The 14,206-nt window shown below is 62.8% G+C and carries 15 protein-coding genes; 7 read left to right on the top strand and 8 right to left on the bottom strand.

The window, feature by feature from the left end; translation table 11 throughout:
- Nucleotides 1-440 precede the first annotated feature (440 nt).
- From NKH67_RS28080 to NKH67_RS28050, 7 genes are all read left to right on the top strand, one after another.
- The gene (locus NKH67_RS28080; RefSeq protein WP_352501875.1) at nt 441-2,318 is read left to right on the top strand and encodes an ABC-F family ATP-binding cassette domain-containing protein; all 1,878 of its coding nucleotides are present in this window, start codon (nt 441-443) and stop codon (nt 2,316-2,318) included.
- Between the two features lie 4 nt (nt 2,319-2,322).
- Nucleotides 2,323-2,520 (top strand): hypothetical protein, encoded by a 198-nt coding sequence (locus tag NKH67_RS28075; protein WP_352501876.1) that lies wholly within the window; start codon nt 2,323-2,325, stop codon nt 2,518-2,520.
- Nucleotides 2,521-2,562: 42 nt separating this feature from the next.
- Nucleotides 2,563-4,671: a molybdopterin-containing oxidoreductase family protein gene (locus NKH67_RS28070; RefSeq protein WP_352501877.1), complete on the top strand. Its 2,109-nt coding sequence runs from the start codon at nt 2,563-2,565 to the stop codon at nt 4,669-4,671.
- A 56-nt stretch (nt 4,672-4,727) separates the two neighbouring features.
- On the top strand, nt 4,728-5,426 hold the full coding sequence (locus NKH67_RS28065; RefSeq protein ID WP_352472615.1) for a DUF2270 domain-containing protein: 699 nt from the start codon (nt 4,728-4,730) through the stop codon (nt 5,424-5,426).
- Between the two features lie 190 nt (nt 5,427-5,616).
- Nucleotides 5,617-7,839, top strand: a complete 2,223-nt coding sequence (locus NKH67_RS28060) for a cation:proton antiporter domain-containing protein (protein ID WP_502893816.1) — start codon at nt 5,617-5,619, stop codon at nt 7,837-7,839.
- Nucleotides 7,840-8,217: 378 nt separating this feature from the next.
- Entirely contained in the window at nt 8,218-8,451 is a 234-nt protein-coding gene (locus NKH67_RS28055) for a DUF680 domain-containing protein (protein WP_352472617.1), read from the top strand.
- A 276-nt stretch (nt 8,452-8,727) separates the two neighbouring features.
- Nucleotides 8,728-9,000, top strand: a complete 273-nt coding sequence (locus NKH67_RS28050; RefSeq protein ID WP_353032246.1) for a DUF680 domain-containing protein — start codon at nt 8,728-8,730, stop codon at nt 8,998-9,000.
- Between the two features lie 110 nt (nt 9,001-9,110).
- Here the strand turns inward: NKH67_RS28050 and NKH67_RS28045 are convergent, their stop codons facing one another.
- From NKH67_RS28045 to NKH67_RS28010, 8 genes are all read right to left on the bottom strand, one after another.
- Nucleotides 9,111-9,626 (bottom strand): SixA phosphatase family protein, encoded by a 516-nt coding sequence (locus tag NKH67_RS28045; RefSeq protein ID WP_352472619.1) that lies wholly within the window; start codon nt 9,624-9,626, stop codon nt 9,111-9,113.
- Nucleotides 9,627-9,630: 4 nt separating this feature from the next.
- Nucleotides 9,631-9,924: a type II toxin-antitoxin system RelE/ParE family toxin gene (locus NKH67_RS28040; RefSeq protein WP_352472620.1), complete on the bottom strand. Its 294-nt coding sequence runs from the start codon at nt 9,922-9,924 to the stop codon at nt 9,631-9,633.
- Entirely contained in the window at nt 9,917-10,204 is a 288-nt protein-coding gene (locus NKH67_RS28035; protein WP_352472621.1) for a type II toxin-antitoxin system ParD family antitoxin, read from the bottom strand. Before NKH67_RS28035 ends, NKH67_RS28040 begins: the two co-directional genes overlap by 8 nt.
- A 59-nt stretch (nt 10,205-10,263) precedes the next feature.
- Nucleotides 10,264-10,968 carry a phosphoribosylglycinamide formyltransferase gene (gene purN, locus NKH67_RS28030; RefSeq protein WP_352501881.1) on the bottom strand — a complete coding sequence of 235 codons (705 nt, stop codon included), beginning with the start codon at nt 10,966-10,968 and terminating at the stop codon, nt 10,264-10,266.
- On the bottom strand, nt 10,965-12,029 hold the full coding sequence (gene purM / locus NKH67_RS28025) for a phosphoribosylformylglycinamidine cyclo-ligase (protein WP_352501882.1): 1,065 nt from the start codon (nt 12,027-12,029) through the stop codon (nt 10,965-10,967). Before purM ends, purN begins: the two co-directional genes overlap by 4 nt.
- A 111-nt stretch (nt 12,030-12,140) precedes the next feature.
- Nucleotides 12,141-12,548, bottom strand: a complete 408-nt coding sequence (locus NKH67_RS28020; protein WP_352472624.1) for a hypothetical protein — start codon at nt 12,546-12,548, stop codon at nt 12,141-12,143.
- 93 nt (nt 12,549-12,641) lie between these two features.
- On the bottom strand, nt 12,642-13,307 hold the full coding sequence (locus NKH67_RS28015) for an Imm52 family immunity protein (protein WP_352472625.1): 666 nt from the start codon (nt 13,305-13,307) through the stop codon (nt 12,642-12,644).
- A gap of 112 nt (nt 13,308-13,419) precedes the next feature.
- Nucleotides 13,420-14,064, bottom strand: a complete 645-nt coding sequence (locus NKH67_RS28010; protein WP_352501883.1) for a glutathione S-transferase family protein — start codon at nt 14,062-14,064, stop codon at nt 13,420-13,422.
- Nucleotides 14,065-14,206 lie beyond the last annotated feature (142 nt).

The raw sequence follows: 14,206 nt of genomic DNA, 5'->3' as shown, positions 1-14,206 counted from the left end.
GTCGGCGCCGGTCAAGGAAGGTGGCCGGCGCCGCTTGGGAGGAAGCTGATGGCGCCGGCCAGGCGGAGATCAGGCCCGCCGCACATCCAAGGATAGCCGAGTCTTTCCGCAGCGTCATGGTCGATAGCGTACAGACGGCACGCCCCTGTGGACAAACCTGCCGGCCACAGCAGCGTTTGTTCATCACATAGTTCATTCTTCCCATGGAACAAACCAAGCTGCTGCGTGTTTGGATGTCGATCGGACGCTCCCAAGGCCGCCGTTCACGAAAGAGCCCGCTCTCCTTGTCCCCCCTCAGGATAGCGGGTTCTTTTTGCGTTTTGCGGGAAGTCGCGGCGCGCGGGGTCGACATCACCAGCTTTGTCGGTTTTCGCGGCTTATGCGGCGAACCGGGGCTCAAGCCCTTGCGAAGCATGGTTGTCCCGTGCAAAAGCCCGGCCATGCTGATCATCAACGACCTTTCGCTCCGCATGGCCGGACGCCTGCTTCTCGACCATGCCTCACTGACCTTGCCGGCCGGTAGCAAGGCTGGCCTTGTCGGCCGCAACGGCACCGGCAAGACGACCCTGTTCAAGGCGATCACCGGCGACCTCGCCTCCGAGACCGGCTCGATCAGCCTGCCCAAGAACACGCGCATCGGCCAGGTGGCGCAGGAAGCGCCGGGCACCGAGGAGCCGCTGATCGAGATCGTGCTCAAGGCCGACCTCGAACGGAGTGCGCTGCTCGAAGAGGAAAAGACGGCGGCCGACCCGCACCGCATCGCCGACATCCACATGCGGCTGGCCGATATCGATGCGCACTCGGCCGAGTCACGCGCGGCCACCATTCTCGCCGGCCTCGGCTTCGACGATGCCGCGCAGCGGCGCCCGGCCTCGTCCTTCTCCGGTGGCTGGCGCATGCGCGTCGCGCTGGCCGCCGTGTTGTTTGCCGAGCCCGATCTGCTGCTGCTCGACGAGCCGACCAATTATCTCGACCTCGAAGGCACGCTGTGGCTGGAAAACTACGTGTCGAAATATCCGCATACCGTGCTGCTGATTTCGCACGATCGCGACCTGCTCAACCGCGCCGTTAATTCGATCGTTCATCTCGACCAGAAGAAGCTGACCTTCTGGCGCGGCGGCTACGACCAGTTCGAGCGCCAATACACCGAGCAGCGCGAATTGCAGGAGAAGGGCCGCGTCAAGCAGGAAGCCGCGCGAAAGCACATGGAATCCTTTGTCGAGCGCTTCCGCGCCAAGGCATCGAAGGCGAGGCAGGCGCAGTCGCGCATCAAGGCGCTGGAGAAGATGAAGCCGATCGCCGCGATCGTGAACGACACGGTGCGGCCGTTCTCCTTTCCGGAGCCGGTGAAGACGGTGGCCTCGCCGATCATTGCGCTGAACAACGTCAATGTCGGCTACGTCGAGGGTGCGCCGATCCTGAAGAAGATGACGCTGCGCATCGATGCCGACGACCGCATCGCGCTGCTCGGCGCCAACGGCAACGGCAAGTCGACCTTCGCCAAGCTTTTGGCCGGCCGGCTGAAGCCGGAGACCGGCTCCATGACTGTGGCGCCCGGGCTGAAGGTGGCAATCTTCGCCCAGCACCAGCTCGACGACCTCAGGCCCGATGAAAACGCCTATGAACACGTCCGCCGGCTGATGCCGGACGCGCCAGAATCCAAGGTGCGCGGCCGCGTCGCCCAGTTCGGCCTGACCACCGAAAAGATGAATACCGCGGCCAAGGATCTGTCCGGCGGCGAGAAGGCGCGGCTCCTGATGGGCCTGTCGGCCTTCGAGGGGCCGAACCTTTTCATCCTCGACGAGCCGACCAACCATCTTGATATCGACAGCCGTGAATCGCTGATCCATGCGCTGAACGATTTTCCCGGCGCGGTCATCCTGATCTCGCACGACCGCCATCTGCTCGAAGCGACCGCCGATCGGCTTTGGCTGGTCAAGGACGGCGCGGTTAATCCGTATGACGGCGATCTCGAGGATTACAAGACACTGGTCACCGGCGTCTCCGGCGACCGCCGCGGCAAGCGCGAGGCGGACAAAGCGTCGAAGGCCGACCGCCGCCGCGATGCGGCCGCGCGCCGCGCCGCCTTCGAGCCGCTGGCCAAGGAAATCCGCGCCACCGAAGCGCTGATGGACCGCCTCCGCAAGCGCATCGACCTGATCGAGGACGAACTCGCCAACCCGGCCGTCTACGAAAAGGACCCGTCGACCGCGACAAGGCTGGCCAAGGAGCGCTCACAACTTGCGCAACAGCTGGCCGGCCATGAGGAAAAATGGCTGTCGATGTCGGCGGAGTACGAGGAAGGCACGGCGGAGTAGGACGATGTCGACAAAACTTTGGATCGAAGTTGCCAAGGTTTTGGTTGTCAATTCCGAAGCTGTCGCAAAATGCCCTGAGTGTGGAGACGGCAATCTGCTGGTCATCGACGCCGGAGCCGGATCATCGCATGTCGAGCGCCACATACATTGCCCGAAATGCGGCGCCTACAACGCCTTGCTCAAGCGCATTGATGGCGGGTAACTGGCCCTACACGCCGCCGCCATAAACGACTAGTTTGCTCCCATGAATCAGCACGCGAAGCTCAGAATCGGCCATTCGGCCTGTCCGCATGATTGCCCGTCGACCTGCGCGCTCGAGGTCGAGCTGCTCGATGAAAAGCGCATCGGTCGCGTCCATGGCGCCAAGGCCAACAGCTATACGGCCGGCGTCATCTGCGCCAAGGTCGCCCGTTACGCTGATCGCGTCCATCATCCCGACCGCCTGCTGAAGCCGCTGATCCGAGCCGGCGGCAAGGGCGAGGGCGCCTGGAAGGAATCCAGCTGGGAGGCGGCGCTCGACCTCGTCGCCGAAAGGTTCATAGCCGCCGAGGCAAAATATGGCTCGGAGACGGTCTGGCCCTATTACTATGCCGGCACGATGGGTCTGGTGCAGCGCGACGGCATCGAGCGGCTCAGGCACGCCAAGAAATATTCCGGCTTCTTCGGCTCGATCTGCACCAATCTGGCCTGGACCGGCTGGATGATGGGCGCCGGCGCGCTGCGCGGCCCCGACCCGCGCGAAATGGCAAAGTCCGACTGCGTGGTGATCTGGGGCACCAACGCCGTGGTCACGCAGGTCAACGTCATGACCCACGCCATCAAGGCGCGCAAGGAACGCGGCGCCAAGATCGTCGTCATCGACGTCTACGAAAATGCAACGATGAAGCAGGCCGATCTCGGCCTGGTGCTGAAGCCCGGCACCGACGGCGCGCTGGCCTGCGCGGTGATGCACGTGCTGTTCCGTGACGGCATGGCCGACCGCGCCTATCTGGAACAATACACCGACGATCCTCACGGTCTGGAAGCGCATCTCAGCACAAAGACGCCGCAATGGGCGGCTGATATCACCGGGCTTTCTGTCGACGAAATCGAGACCTTCGCCCGGCTCGTCGGCACGACGAAGAAGACCTACTTCCGCCTCGGCTACGGCTTTTCGCGGCAGCGCAACGGTTCGGTCAACATGCATGCCGCGGCCTCGATCGCCGCGGTTACCGGCTGCTGGCAATATGAGGGCGGCGGCGCCTTCCATTCCAATTCGGGCATCTTCAAGCTCAACCAGGAACTGCTCGAAGGCACACGGATGCGCGACCCCGCGATCCGTCATCTCGATCATTCGCGCATCGGCCCGGTGCTGACCGGGGCTGAGGATGCGCTCTATGGCGGCCCGCCGGTGACGGCGCTGCTGATCCAGAACACCAATCCGGTCAATGTCGCGCCGGAGCAGCGGCTGGTGAAGCAAGGTTTTCTGCGCGACGATCTGTTTTCCTGCGTGCACGAGCAGTTCATGACCGACACCGCCAAGCTCGCCGATGTCGTCCTGCCGGCGACGATGTTTCTCGAGCATGACGACGTCTACAAGGGCGGCGGCAACCAGCACATCACACTCGGGCCGAAGCTGATCGATCCGCCGGAAGGTCCGCGCACCAACCATTTCGTCATCGAGGAGCTCGGCAAAAGGCTCGGTATCGCCGATCGCCCTGGCTTCGGCATGACCGAGCAGCAGCATATCGACATCATCTTGGGCAAGCGCGGGCTGGGCAGCTTTTCGAGCCTGAAAGAGCAGAAATGGGTCGATTTGCAGCCGGATTTCGAGGCCGCACATTTCCTGGACGGCTTCGGCCATGCCGACAAGAAATTCCATTTCCGCGCCGACTGGACGGGCCAGGCCGCACCCAACCGGCCGCCGAAAAGCATGGGCCTGTTCGGACCGGTGGCGAACCTGCCGGAATTCCCCGACCACGTCGACCTGATCGAGGTGGCTGATGAGAAGCATCCGTTCCGGCTGACCACCTCGCCGGCGCGCAATTTCCTCAATTCGACCTTTGCCGAAACGCCGGTATCGCAGGCAAAGGAGCGCCGGCCGGAGTTGCTCCTGCATCCCGATGATGCGGCGGCACTCGGCGTCGCCGACGGCGGCCGTGTCGAGGTCGGCAACCAGCGTGGCGAGGTGGTGCTGCACGCAAAGCTGTTCGACGGCATTAAGCGCGGCGTCGTCGTCGCCGAAGGCATCTGGCCGAACAGCGCCCATGAGCGCGGCGAGGGCATCAACGTGCTGACCGGCGCCGATGCGCCGGCGCCCTATGGCGGCGCCGCCTTCCACGACAACAAGGTCTGGCTGCGCCCGGCGGATTGAGCGTCGGAACGATATCTCCATCCGGCCGTTTTCGCGTGGCGGGTGGAGGCATTGTCATGGCAGAAGTGTTGCCGGCGCCGGATCCCATCGGAAGGACACTGTCGTCCGGCGAACTCGTGACCACGATGTCCCACTTTCATCGCGCCGAGATTGCGCGCATGGCTGGGTGGCGTGACCGCCTGGACCGGACGAGCAACTGGGCGATAACCGTTGTCGCAGCAATGCTGTCCGTTTCGCTTTCGACAGCCAGCGCTCACCATGGCGTGCTGCTGTTTGCCATGCTGCTTGTTCTGCTGCTGCTGTGGATAGAGGCCCGCCGATATCGCTTCTTCGACTTCTACCGGGCTCGCGTGCGCCAGTTCGAACGGCACTATTTCGCGCAGATATTCTCGCCGCAGCCGGATTTCGCGTCCGATTGGCTGTTGATCGTCGGCGAGAGCCTGCGCGCGCCGAAATTCCTGATTTCGCAACGCATGGCTTTGGCGCGCCGCCTGCGTCGCAATTACATCTACATGCTGCTGATCCTGCTGCTGGCCTGGATCCTCAAACTGTCGACCCCCAGTCTTCTGACCGAAGGTGTCCGCATCGGCTTCGTCGGGTCGATGCGTGAGGCCGTCGCCAGTGCTGCCTTGGGTCCAATTCCGGGCGCCGTCATCGTCGTGCTGGTCGCCGTCCTCTATGCGGGCCTGCTGGTGACAGCATTTCTGACAGAGAGCGACGACGGCGAACTCTCCTTCGGTGACGTCCACGTCTAGCAACGCAACGCCCTGTCTAGCAACGCAACGCCCTGTCGCGCGTTGTTGGACACGTGCATTGGGCGATGGGGGTCTCATGGCTTGGCAGGCTCCGACACGTTCCAGCCTGGCGCTGCTGGTTTGCGCTTTCGTCCCCGCGGGGGCGGCCTGGGCAGCGCAGACGCTCGTTGCCGGTACCCGGGCCTCCGGCATGGGTGGTTCGGGCGAAGGCGCTTTCGTCGCCGAGATCGTGCTTCTGCTGCTTGTCGGGCGCGGCCTGGGCGAAGTGCTGCAGCGTTATGGCCAGCCGGCAATCATGGGCCAACTGATCGGCGGCATCCTGCTCGGTCCTTCGCTGTTCGGCTGGCTGTGGCCGTCGGCCCAGCACCTGATCTTTCCCAGTGATCCTGCGCAAAAGGGCATGATCGACGCCGTCTCGCAGCTCGGCATCCTGATGCTGCTTTTGCTGACCGGCATGGAGACGGACCTGCGGCTGGTGCGCCGGGTTGGCGCGGCCTGTTTTTCCATTTCGGCTACCGGCGTCGTGGTGCCCTTCATCTTCGGTTTTGCGCTGGCGCAGTTCCTGCCGGACGCATTGCTGGCTGACCCCACGCAGCGCACCGTCGCCGGGCTGTTCCTGGGCACGGCGCTGTCGATCTCGTCGGTCAAGGTCGTCGCCATGGTGGTGCGCGAGATGAACTTCATGCGCCGCAACCTCGGACAGGTGATTATTTCCTCGGCGATCATCGAGGACACGATCGGCTGGCTGGTCATCGCCGTAACCTTCGGCATCGCCACCAATGGCAAGCTACAGTTCGCGCCGCTGGTGACCACCATCGCCGCGGTGGCACTGTTCATGGTGTTCTCCTTCACCATTGGCCGCCGTCTTGTCTTCACCTTGATCCGCTGGACCAACGATCAATTCCGCAGCGAGTTTGCGGTGATCACCATGATCCTCATCATCATGGGAGCGATGGCGCTGATCACTAATCTGATAGGCGTCCATACCGTGCTGGGGGCGTTCGTTGCCGGCATCCTGGTCGGGGAATCGCCCATCCTCTCCAGCCATATCGAAGGCCAGCTTCGCGGCGTCATCACCGCGCTGTTTATGCCGATCTTCTTCGGCATGGCGGGGCTTTCCGCCGATCTCACCGTGCTCGCCGATCCAACCCTTGCCATGCTGACGGGCGCTCTCGTGGTCGTCGCCAGCATCGGCAAGTTTGGCGGCGCGTTCATCGGCGCCAAGCTCGCCGCCATGTCGTTCAAGGAAGCAATCGCCGTCGGCAGTGCCATGAACGCGCGCGGCTCGACCGAGGTGATCGTCGCCAGCATCGGCCTGTCGATGAACATCCTGTCGCACAATCTCTTCACCATGATCGTCACCATGGCCGTGATCACCACCTTGGCCATGCCGCCGATGCTGCGCTGGGCGCTCGGCCGGCTGCCGGTTGGGCACGACGAGCAGCAGCGTGTCGAGCGCGAGGCGTTGGACGAATACGGCTTCATTTCCAGGCTGGAGCGGCTGCTGGTGCTAGTCGACGACAGCAGGATCGGCAAGTTCACTGCATATCTCGCCGGACTGGTCGGCGGAGGCAGCGGCATGCCCACCACCTTGCTTCGCCTGCCCACCACCTTGCTTCAGCCGAAAGACGGCCGAGTTGACAGGCCGACCGACAGCAAGGGACAGGAGCGCGCCCTCCAGGAAATCAAAAAGGGCGCAAAAAAGAGCGCTCAGGCGGTGAAACGGACCGAAGATACGCTTGTCGACAAAGTCCATCTGACGGCCCGGACCGAATTGGAAGCCACGGGTGAGACGATCGCCGAAGAGGCCCGCAAGGGATACGGCCTGTTGCTGGTCGGCCTGGACAATGTGCTGACCGCCGATGGCGCCTTCGCGCCGGCCCTCAACGATATTGCCGCAGGATTTGACGGCCCGCTTTGCCTGGTCCTGAACGGCGGCAATGCTGGCGAAAAGATGCCGACGCTGAAGGCCGGCACCAGCATTCTCGTCCCCGTCAACGGTACCCAGGTGGCGCGTCGCGCCGCCGACCTGGCGCTGGCGCTGGCGCGTCCAAACCGGGCGCGGATCAAGGTTCTCTACGTCTCGCAAAAGGCAGCCAAGGGCCGCAGGTCGACATCGGTGTCACATAGCCGCGAAGAGGCCGTGCTGAAAGACATCGCCGATCTGGCGGGCCGCTACGGCCTGCATATCGACACAGCGTTCCATACCCGCGTCACACCCGACAAGGCGATCACCCGGGAGGCGGCCAAAGGAGCGGCGATCGTCGTGATGGGCGTCACCCAACGTCCGGGTGAGGACCTGTTCTTCGGTGAAACCGCCGGCGCTGTTTTAGCCGCCTGCAACTGCCCGGTCGTGCTTCTGGCCAGCGCGCGGCCCAAGCACGACACCGCCGGCGCTGAGCTGGCAGCGTGATTTTCACCGCGCATTGATCGGTCGGCAGGAATGTCGATCGAGTCTCTGAAAGCGCTGATCAGCCAAGCGTAAAAGAACTCGAACCGAACGGCTCGGTTCCGTTAGCAGAGAGTACAGGAAAGGGTGAACGCCGGCTCAAAGAATGTTCGCGCGGCAAATCACCACTGACCGCATAACTAATTGAAAAGAAATCAGAAGATTGTGGCAGAAGGGACCTTATGCCGGATTTTCAAGCGGCCAATTTGGCGCACCCGTACAAAATTTTCGTGATTGGAAACGACAGGCTTGCCGACCCATCTCGGGGTGGTCCGAGCGACGCGAATTCCTCCCGAGGCACGCCACTTGACGGACAGACCAAAGAACTACCGGAGTACCGAAATGACCAAGCTCGCTCTTACCGCCGCCGCCATCCTCGTTGCCACCGGCACTGCTTTTGCCGGCAGCGACCATTATGGCTCGGACAACGTCAACCAGCCGGCCGCTGCTGCTGCCAACGTCGACAACACCTTCACCGGTTCGATCCGCAAGCCAGTTACTTCCGAGCATACCGGTGCCAAGACAACCTCCGAGTCGGTGGCGCCTGAATCCGGCCAAGGCATCTGGGGCCGCTGATTATCACGGCCCGCAACACAAAGAGCGGCGGGCTTGGCCCGCTACTCTTGCTGTCGCGTATCAACGGGCGTGTGCGCCGAATAGCATCCTGCGCCAATCGAATACTTTGATTTGCAGGTTTCATCTGTAGCCACAATCTCGGTTGCTGAAATCGTCCAGCAACGTGCACATCGGAAAAAGCCGGGTGCGTATTCGTCGGCGCGGACAGCGCTCTCATCTCGAATGCGTCGAAAGCAACGACAACTCACGAATGACCAGTACATTGGAGTACCTGAAATGACCAAGACTGCTCTTACCGTCGCCACCATCGTCCTCGTCGCCACGGGCAGCGCCTTTGCAGGCAGCGATCACTATGGCTCGGACGGCGTCAACCAGCCGGCCGCGCCTGTTGGCAACGCGCCTGCCGGCAGCATCGACAGCGGGTTTACCGGTTCGATCCGCAAGCCGCTGACGGCCGAGCACAATGCCGTCGACACCGAGGCGACGACCCGGTTCGGCGCGGATCAACCCGTAGTGCCCCAATCTGGCCGGGGCAACTGGGGCCGATAGTTCCTCAAACCCTGGCGCACCAAGAGCGGCGGGCTGGGCCCGCCGCTTTTGTTTGCGCGAAGCCGGGTTTGGTCGAAAGGTCGGCGATCCCCCGGCCTGTCAGGCAGTCGCTAGCGAAGATCCTTCGGCCAAATGCAGTGCGTCAGTCGGGCGCTGCCGAAGGTGAGACCGGTCCAATCGCCGTCGACGTCGAACCGAGCCAGGCCCGCGGTGGGGTATTTTTCCGCCAGCTTCTTCAGCGCCGCTTGGTCCGATCCAGCCCCGGCAAGCCCGCGCGCGAACTCCTCCAGCCCGGGATTGTGGCCAAGCACCAGCAGCGTTCCAGTCCCCGCCTTTACTTGCCGCACCTTGGCGAGGATGTCCGCCGCCGCCGCCTCGTAGAGCGCCTGGGATAATTTGGCCTGCACCTTCGCCGGCAATTCCGCCGAGACCAGCCGCCACGTGTCGCGGGTGCGCAGCGCCGGCGACACCAGCGCCAGCTCCGGCAGCCAGCCGCGCCGGGCCAGTTCGCGCCCGACCAGTGGTGCTGCCTTCAGCCCGCGGGCGGACAGCGGCCGGTCGAAGTCGATGAGGTTGGGATCGTCCCAACTCGACTTGGCGTGACGCAGGAGCAGCAGTTGCTTCATGGATTCAAAATAAGGCCGAAGCGTCGCGTGCGCCATGCACGACGCGGACGATCTCGACGCGCTGTTCGGCCAGGCGATAAAGCACGAGATAGTTGCCGATCGTCAACGCCCGCACCTCGGCAGCGATGTCGGGCCTCTTGGGACCGGATTCCGGGAATGTGCCCAATTGCACGATGCGCTCGGCAATAGCATCCAAAAAGCGGTCCGCGGCAAGCGGGTTGTCCCTTGCAATGCCAAACCAAATATCGATCAGGTCGTCTTCTGCCGCCGGGCTGTGGACAATGCGGATGTCAGCCATTCCGCCGGTTTTTGCCGGTGTTGCCCAACCGGCCGCGGGCTTTCTGTTTTATGTCCTCGATGTCGAACGGCGCAAACGGACCGCTCTCCAGCCCTTCCGTCCAGACTTTCCGCAACCGCTCCGCTTCGGCCTCGCGCAAGGGCTGGCGAAGCCGCCATTCGCGCAGTGCCTCGCGGATCACTTCGCTTGCCGAACCGTACTGCCCGCTGGCCACCGCGCGTTTGACCATGTCCAGCAGTTCCGGGGAAAGCGCTACGCTGACTTTTTCGACTGTCGCCATCAAGCCGTCTCCTCGCGAAAACGGTAGCAAAATTTGCTACCAAATTCAAGAACTGACCCTCACGGCGTGATCCGCGCCAGGTGCTCGAGATCGGTCTCTTCGCGCAGCGGGTCGGGCGCGATCACCACCGACGTGGCGTTGTCGGCATCGTCGGCGAAGCGCGAAAACACCGTGCGGCCGCCTTCCATCCGCGCCTTGCCTTCGGCGACAAGGCCCAACGCCAGCGGATAAAGTTGGTGCTCGGCCTTGAGCACGCGCGCGGCTAGCGTGTCCTCATTGTCGCCGACCATCACCGGCACGGCGGCCTGGGCGATGATCGGCCCGTCATCCATGTCGAGCGTGACGAAATGCACCGTGCAGCCATGGATGCGCATGCCCGCGCGGAGGGCCCGCGCATGCGTATCCAGCCCCTTGAAGGCAGGCAGCAGGGCAGGGTGGATATTGATCATGCGGCCCTGCCACTTCTCTACGAAGCGCGCGCCGAGGATGCGCATATAGCCGGCCAGCGCGACGATCTCGGCGCCGAACGACAAGAGGGCCGCATCGATCGCCTCGTCATGCGCTTGCTTGCTGGCATGGTCGGAGCGCGAAATCACTCTGGTGGCGATGCCGCGCGCCGCGGCGATGCCAAGGCCGGCGGCATTGGCACGGTCGGAGATGACGCCGACGATCTCGGCCGGATAGGCTGGGTTGCTCGCCGCCGCAACCAGCGCCGTCATGTTGGAGCCGCGCCCCGAGATCAGTACGACCGTCCGTTTCCTCATAGGCCAATCGAGCCCCGATAGATGACGCCGGCATCGCGGCGCGGCACGATCTGGCCGATCGGCGTCACCGTCTCGCCGGCCTCCTGCAGAACGGCGGCGACCTGCGCCGCCTGGCCGGAGGCGACGACCAGGATCATGCCGATGCCGCAATTGAAGGTCCGCATCATCTCTTCCGGCGCGACGTCGCCGGTCTTGGCCAGCCATGAGAACACCGGCGGCACCTCGATGGCGCCGAGATCGAGCTCGGCCGAAAAATCCTTGGGCAGAACGCGCGGGATATTTTCGGGAAAGCCGCCGCCGGTGATATGGGCCAGCGCCTTGATGCCATGCGTGTTGCGAATCGCCTTGAGGATCGACTTGACGTAGATGCGCGTCGGCTCGAGCAGCGCCTCGGCCAGCGTCGCCTCGTCATTGAACGGCGCCGGATCGCCCCAGCCAAGGCCGCTTACCGCGACGATGCGGCGGACCAGCGAAAAGCCGTTCGAATGCAGGCCCGACGAGGCGAGGCCGAGCAGCACGTCGCCCTCGACGATGTCGTCGGTCGGCAACAGCTGGCCGCGTTCGGCGGCACCGACGGCAAAGCCGGCAAGGTCGTAATCCTTGTCGTGATACATGCCGGGCATTTCCGCCGTCTCGCCGCCGATCAGCGCGCAGCCGGCCTGCCGGCAGCCGGCAGCGATACCGCCGACGATCGAAGCACCCTGGTCGGGATCGAGCTTGCCGGTGGCGAAATAGTCGAGGAAGAACAGCGGCTCGGCGCCTTGCACGACGATGTCGTTGACGCACATGGCGACGAGATCGATGCCGATCGTGTCGTGCTTGCCGGCGTCGATGGCGATCTTCAGCTTGGTGCCGACGCCGTCATTGGCGGCCACCAGCACCGGATCGGTGAAGCCGGCGGCCTTGAGGTCGAACAAACCGCCGAAGCCGCCGATCTCGCCATCGGCGCCTGGCCGGCGGGTGGCGCGCACCAGCGGCTTGATCTTCTCGACCATGAGATTGCCGGCGTCGATGTCGACGCCCGCTTCGGCATAGGTGAGCCCGTTCTTGCGCTTGCTCATTTCCGGCGCCTGCTCATCTGTTGCGCTTGCCTGTCGCTGTTTTCACTCGCGTGCGGGCTCTTCGCATGAACGGTTTTGCCCCGCAAGGCAAGCGCGCGATTAATGGTGGTTTCAGTTGGATGCCGCGGGAACCGGGCGCGATACACTCCAACAATAAAAAGAAATCCCTGCCAGAATTGCGGCGAGGCCTCCGACGGTTGCAAGAGACCTGATCTCACCGTCGAAGGGCAGGGTCCCATACGAGAAGCCGGCGGCGATCAAAGCCGCCGCGGCAGCCCACAGACCTGGATTTGCAACGACTGATCTTGAGAAAACGAACGCGACGACAGCGGCGGTCAGCCAGAGGGGCCAAGAGACGACCACGCCCACGGCCAGCTCAAGAGCGAAGGCCCACAGGAGATCTTGCGTCGCCACCTTGCGGTGCGGGGCTCCGAAAAATGCGAAGACCAAAAGACTTTCTGTCAGTCCGGCCAGATAACAAAGCGTTACTCGCCAAGCGATTGTGATTCTCTGCGCCATCGTCATTCAGCAGTGGGGAAATAGGCTGTCGCTTCACGGGCTCTTCGCATGGGCAACAGCGTCTTGCAAGGACGGCAGCGGAATACCGGGCACTTACGTCTCTTCCAGGAAAGGCACTGCCGTTTCGTCCGTCCAGAGGCGACCGCCCTTGGGGAGGGTCTGCTGCTGTCCCATAAATCGTTCATCGTGCCCGCGTCCTCCCGGTGACTGGAAGAAGGCATATTGAACATGTCTTGGGTTCCAACGCGCCCCGGCTGGATGTCCCTCATGAACGTGCCGCCAGATCGAACCCCAACTGGGTTCCCAGATATCAATGAACTTGAGAAATAGGCCGAGCAAAACCTTTGTATTCACCGGTTCGGCTCCAGCTTTGTAGCTAAACTCCAGCGAAGCATTGTTCTGGCTGTCTTCCGACAGATATTTGGAAAAGGAACCGCAATGGACTGATGTGGACGCCTCTATATTTGCCTGGCGCTGGTTCCACAGCGACACATTGTATCCCAGTTCAGGAACGGGCTGTCTCGGAGGCATGTCCGTCTTGTTCCGGCCCTTTAACAGCCAGCGATGGAGAACCTCGCACGACGAGGTGTTGACCGGCTTGGAGGCGATTGCTTTTTTGAGCGATCTGCCGCGCGGGGCCCACCTCGCGAACCTGTCGTCGGCTTCGTCCAAGGCCCGGAAATGCGCCTGGAACTGCGGGACCAGCTCTTCGGCGTCCTTTCTCCTCGCCCCCCAGTAGACATAGATGTTGATCGACATGGCGTCCCCTCGAATACGGGAGACGTACCAGCTTTCTTGACTGGCGTCGCCAAAGGAGAGCGCGCGCGCTTCGGGCTCGCTTCCATTTGGTTAGTTCAATGCTGGCTAATCTTCACGCCCCCTCTGCGTTGATCGCAAATTGCGCGGCGAAAGCCCGGATATAAGCCGGCCGTGCTTCCCCGCGCGCTACATAGACAGCCAAGTTTTGATATTCGTCCAAAATGCCTGACATTCTCAGTCGCAGCAGCACTGACACCATCAATAAATCGCCTGCGCTGAACGTATCATCGAGCCAGTCGGCGACGCCCAAGTGGGCCGAGAGTTTGTCCAGCCGAGCGCGAACACGGTCCTTTACCAACGGCAAGCGCTCCTCGCTCCAAGGCTTGTCACGTTCGAATATTCTTGCCGTCGTTAATTCGAGGATCGGCGGCTCGACGGTGTTAAGTGCGGCAAACATCCACGTGATCGCATGCGCGCGGGCATTGCGGTCCTTCGGCAGCAGGCCCGCATGCTGCTCAGCAAGATGAAAGACGATCGAGCCGGTCTCGAACAGCGAGAGAGAACCTTCCTCATAGGTGGGGATCTGGCCGAAGGGATGGATGGCCAGATGGTCAGGCGCCTTCATCTCTGCGAAGGAAACAAGACGAACCTCATACGGCTGCCCCACTTCTTCGAGCGCCCAGCGAACGCGCGTATCACGCGCCAGTCCCTTGCCGCCATCGGGCGATCGTTCAAATGCTGTGATAGTGATTGTCATCGCGTCCGTTTCCTTGCCTGGGCAAATTTCCTTGGCTTCCTATCGTGAGACGAATGAGCCTCCCCGAAATCGACATCTGTCTTGACCTATTTCATTGCTGGCGCCCTCGTGGGGAGATTGGCAGCTTCTGTGTCGCTTCTCA

Origin of the sequence: Mesorhizobium sp. M0968, from assembly GCF_040319065.1 — a bacterium.
GTDB lineage: Bacteria > Pseudomonadota > Alphaproteobacteria > Rhizobiales > Rhizobiaceae > Mesorhizobium.
Note: the sequence above shows the minus strand (reverse complement) of the source record. Positions and strands in the feature narration are given on the sequence as shown.

What these genes read in the sequence shown, in the direction of transcription:
- NKH67_RS28080 (WP_352501875.1), top strand. Translation starts at nt 441, where the DNA reads ATGCTGATCATCAACGACCTTTCGCTCCGCATGGCCGGACGCCTGCTT.
- NKH67_RS28075 (WP_352501876.1), top strand. Translation starts at nt 2,323, where the DNA reads ATGTCGACAAAACTTTGGATCGAAGTTGCCAAGGTTTTGGTTGTCAAT.
- NKH67_RS28070 (WP_352501877.1), top strand. Translation starts at nt 2,563, where the DNA reads ATGAATCAGCACGCGAAGCTCAGAATCGGCCATTCGGCCTGTCCGCAT.
- NKH67_RS28065 (WP_352472615.1), top strand. Translation starts at nt 4,728, where the DNA reads ATGGCAGAAGTGTTGCCGGCGCCGGATCCCATCGGAAGGACACTGTCG.
- NKH67_RS28060 (WP_502893816.1), top strand. Translation starts at nt 5,617, where the DNA reads ATGGGTGGTTCGGGCGAAGGCGCTTTCGTCGCCGAGATCGTGCTTCTG.
- NKH67_RS28055 (WP_352472617.1), top strand. Translation starts at nt 8,218, where the DNA reads ATGACCAAGCTCGCTCTTACCGCCGCCGCCATCCTCGTTGCCACCGGC.
- NKH67_RS28050 (WP_353032246.1), top strand. Translation starts at nt 8,728, where the DNA reads ATGACCAAGACTGCTCTTACCGTCGCCACCATCGTCCTCGTCGCCACG.
- NKH67_RS28045 (WP_352472619.1), bottom strand. Translation starts at nt 9,626, where the DNA reads ATGAAGCAACTGCTGCTCCTGCGTCACGCCAAGTCGAGTTGGGACGAT.
- NKH67_RS28040 (WP_352472620.1), bottom strand. Translation starts at nt 9,924, where the DNA reads ATGGCTGACATCCGCATTGTCCACAGCCCGGCGGCAGAAGACGACCTG.
- NKH67_RS28035 (WP_352472621.1), bottom strand. Translation starts at nt 10,204, where the DNA reads ATGGCGACAGTCGAAAAAGTCAGCGTAGCGCTTTCCCCGGAACTGCTG.
- purN (WP_352501881.1), bottom strand. Translation starts at nt 10,968, where the DNA reads ATGAGGAAACGGACGGTCGTACTGATCTCGGGGCGCGGCTCCAACATG.
- purM (WP_352501882.1), bottom strand. Translation starts at nt 12,029, where the DNA reads ATGAGCAAGCGCAAGAACGGGCTCACCTATGCCGAAGCGGGCGTCGAC.
- NKH67_RS28020 (WP_352472624.1), bottom strand. Translation starts at nt 12,548, where the DNA reads ATGGCGCAGAGAATCACAATCGCTTGGCGAGTAACGCTTTGTTATCTG.
- NKH67_RS28015 (WP_352472625.1), bottom strand. Translation starts at nt 13,307, where the DNA reads ATGTCGATCAACATCTATGTCTACTGGGGGGCGAGGAGAAAGGACGCC.
- NKH67_RS28010 (WP_352501883.1), bottom strand. Translation starts at nt 14,064, where the DNA reads ATGACAATCACTATCACAGCATTTGAACGATCGCCCGATGGCGGCAAG.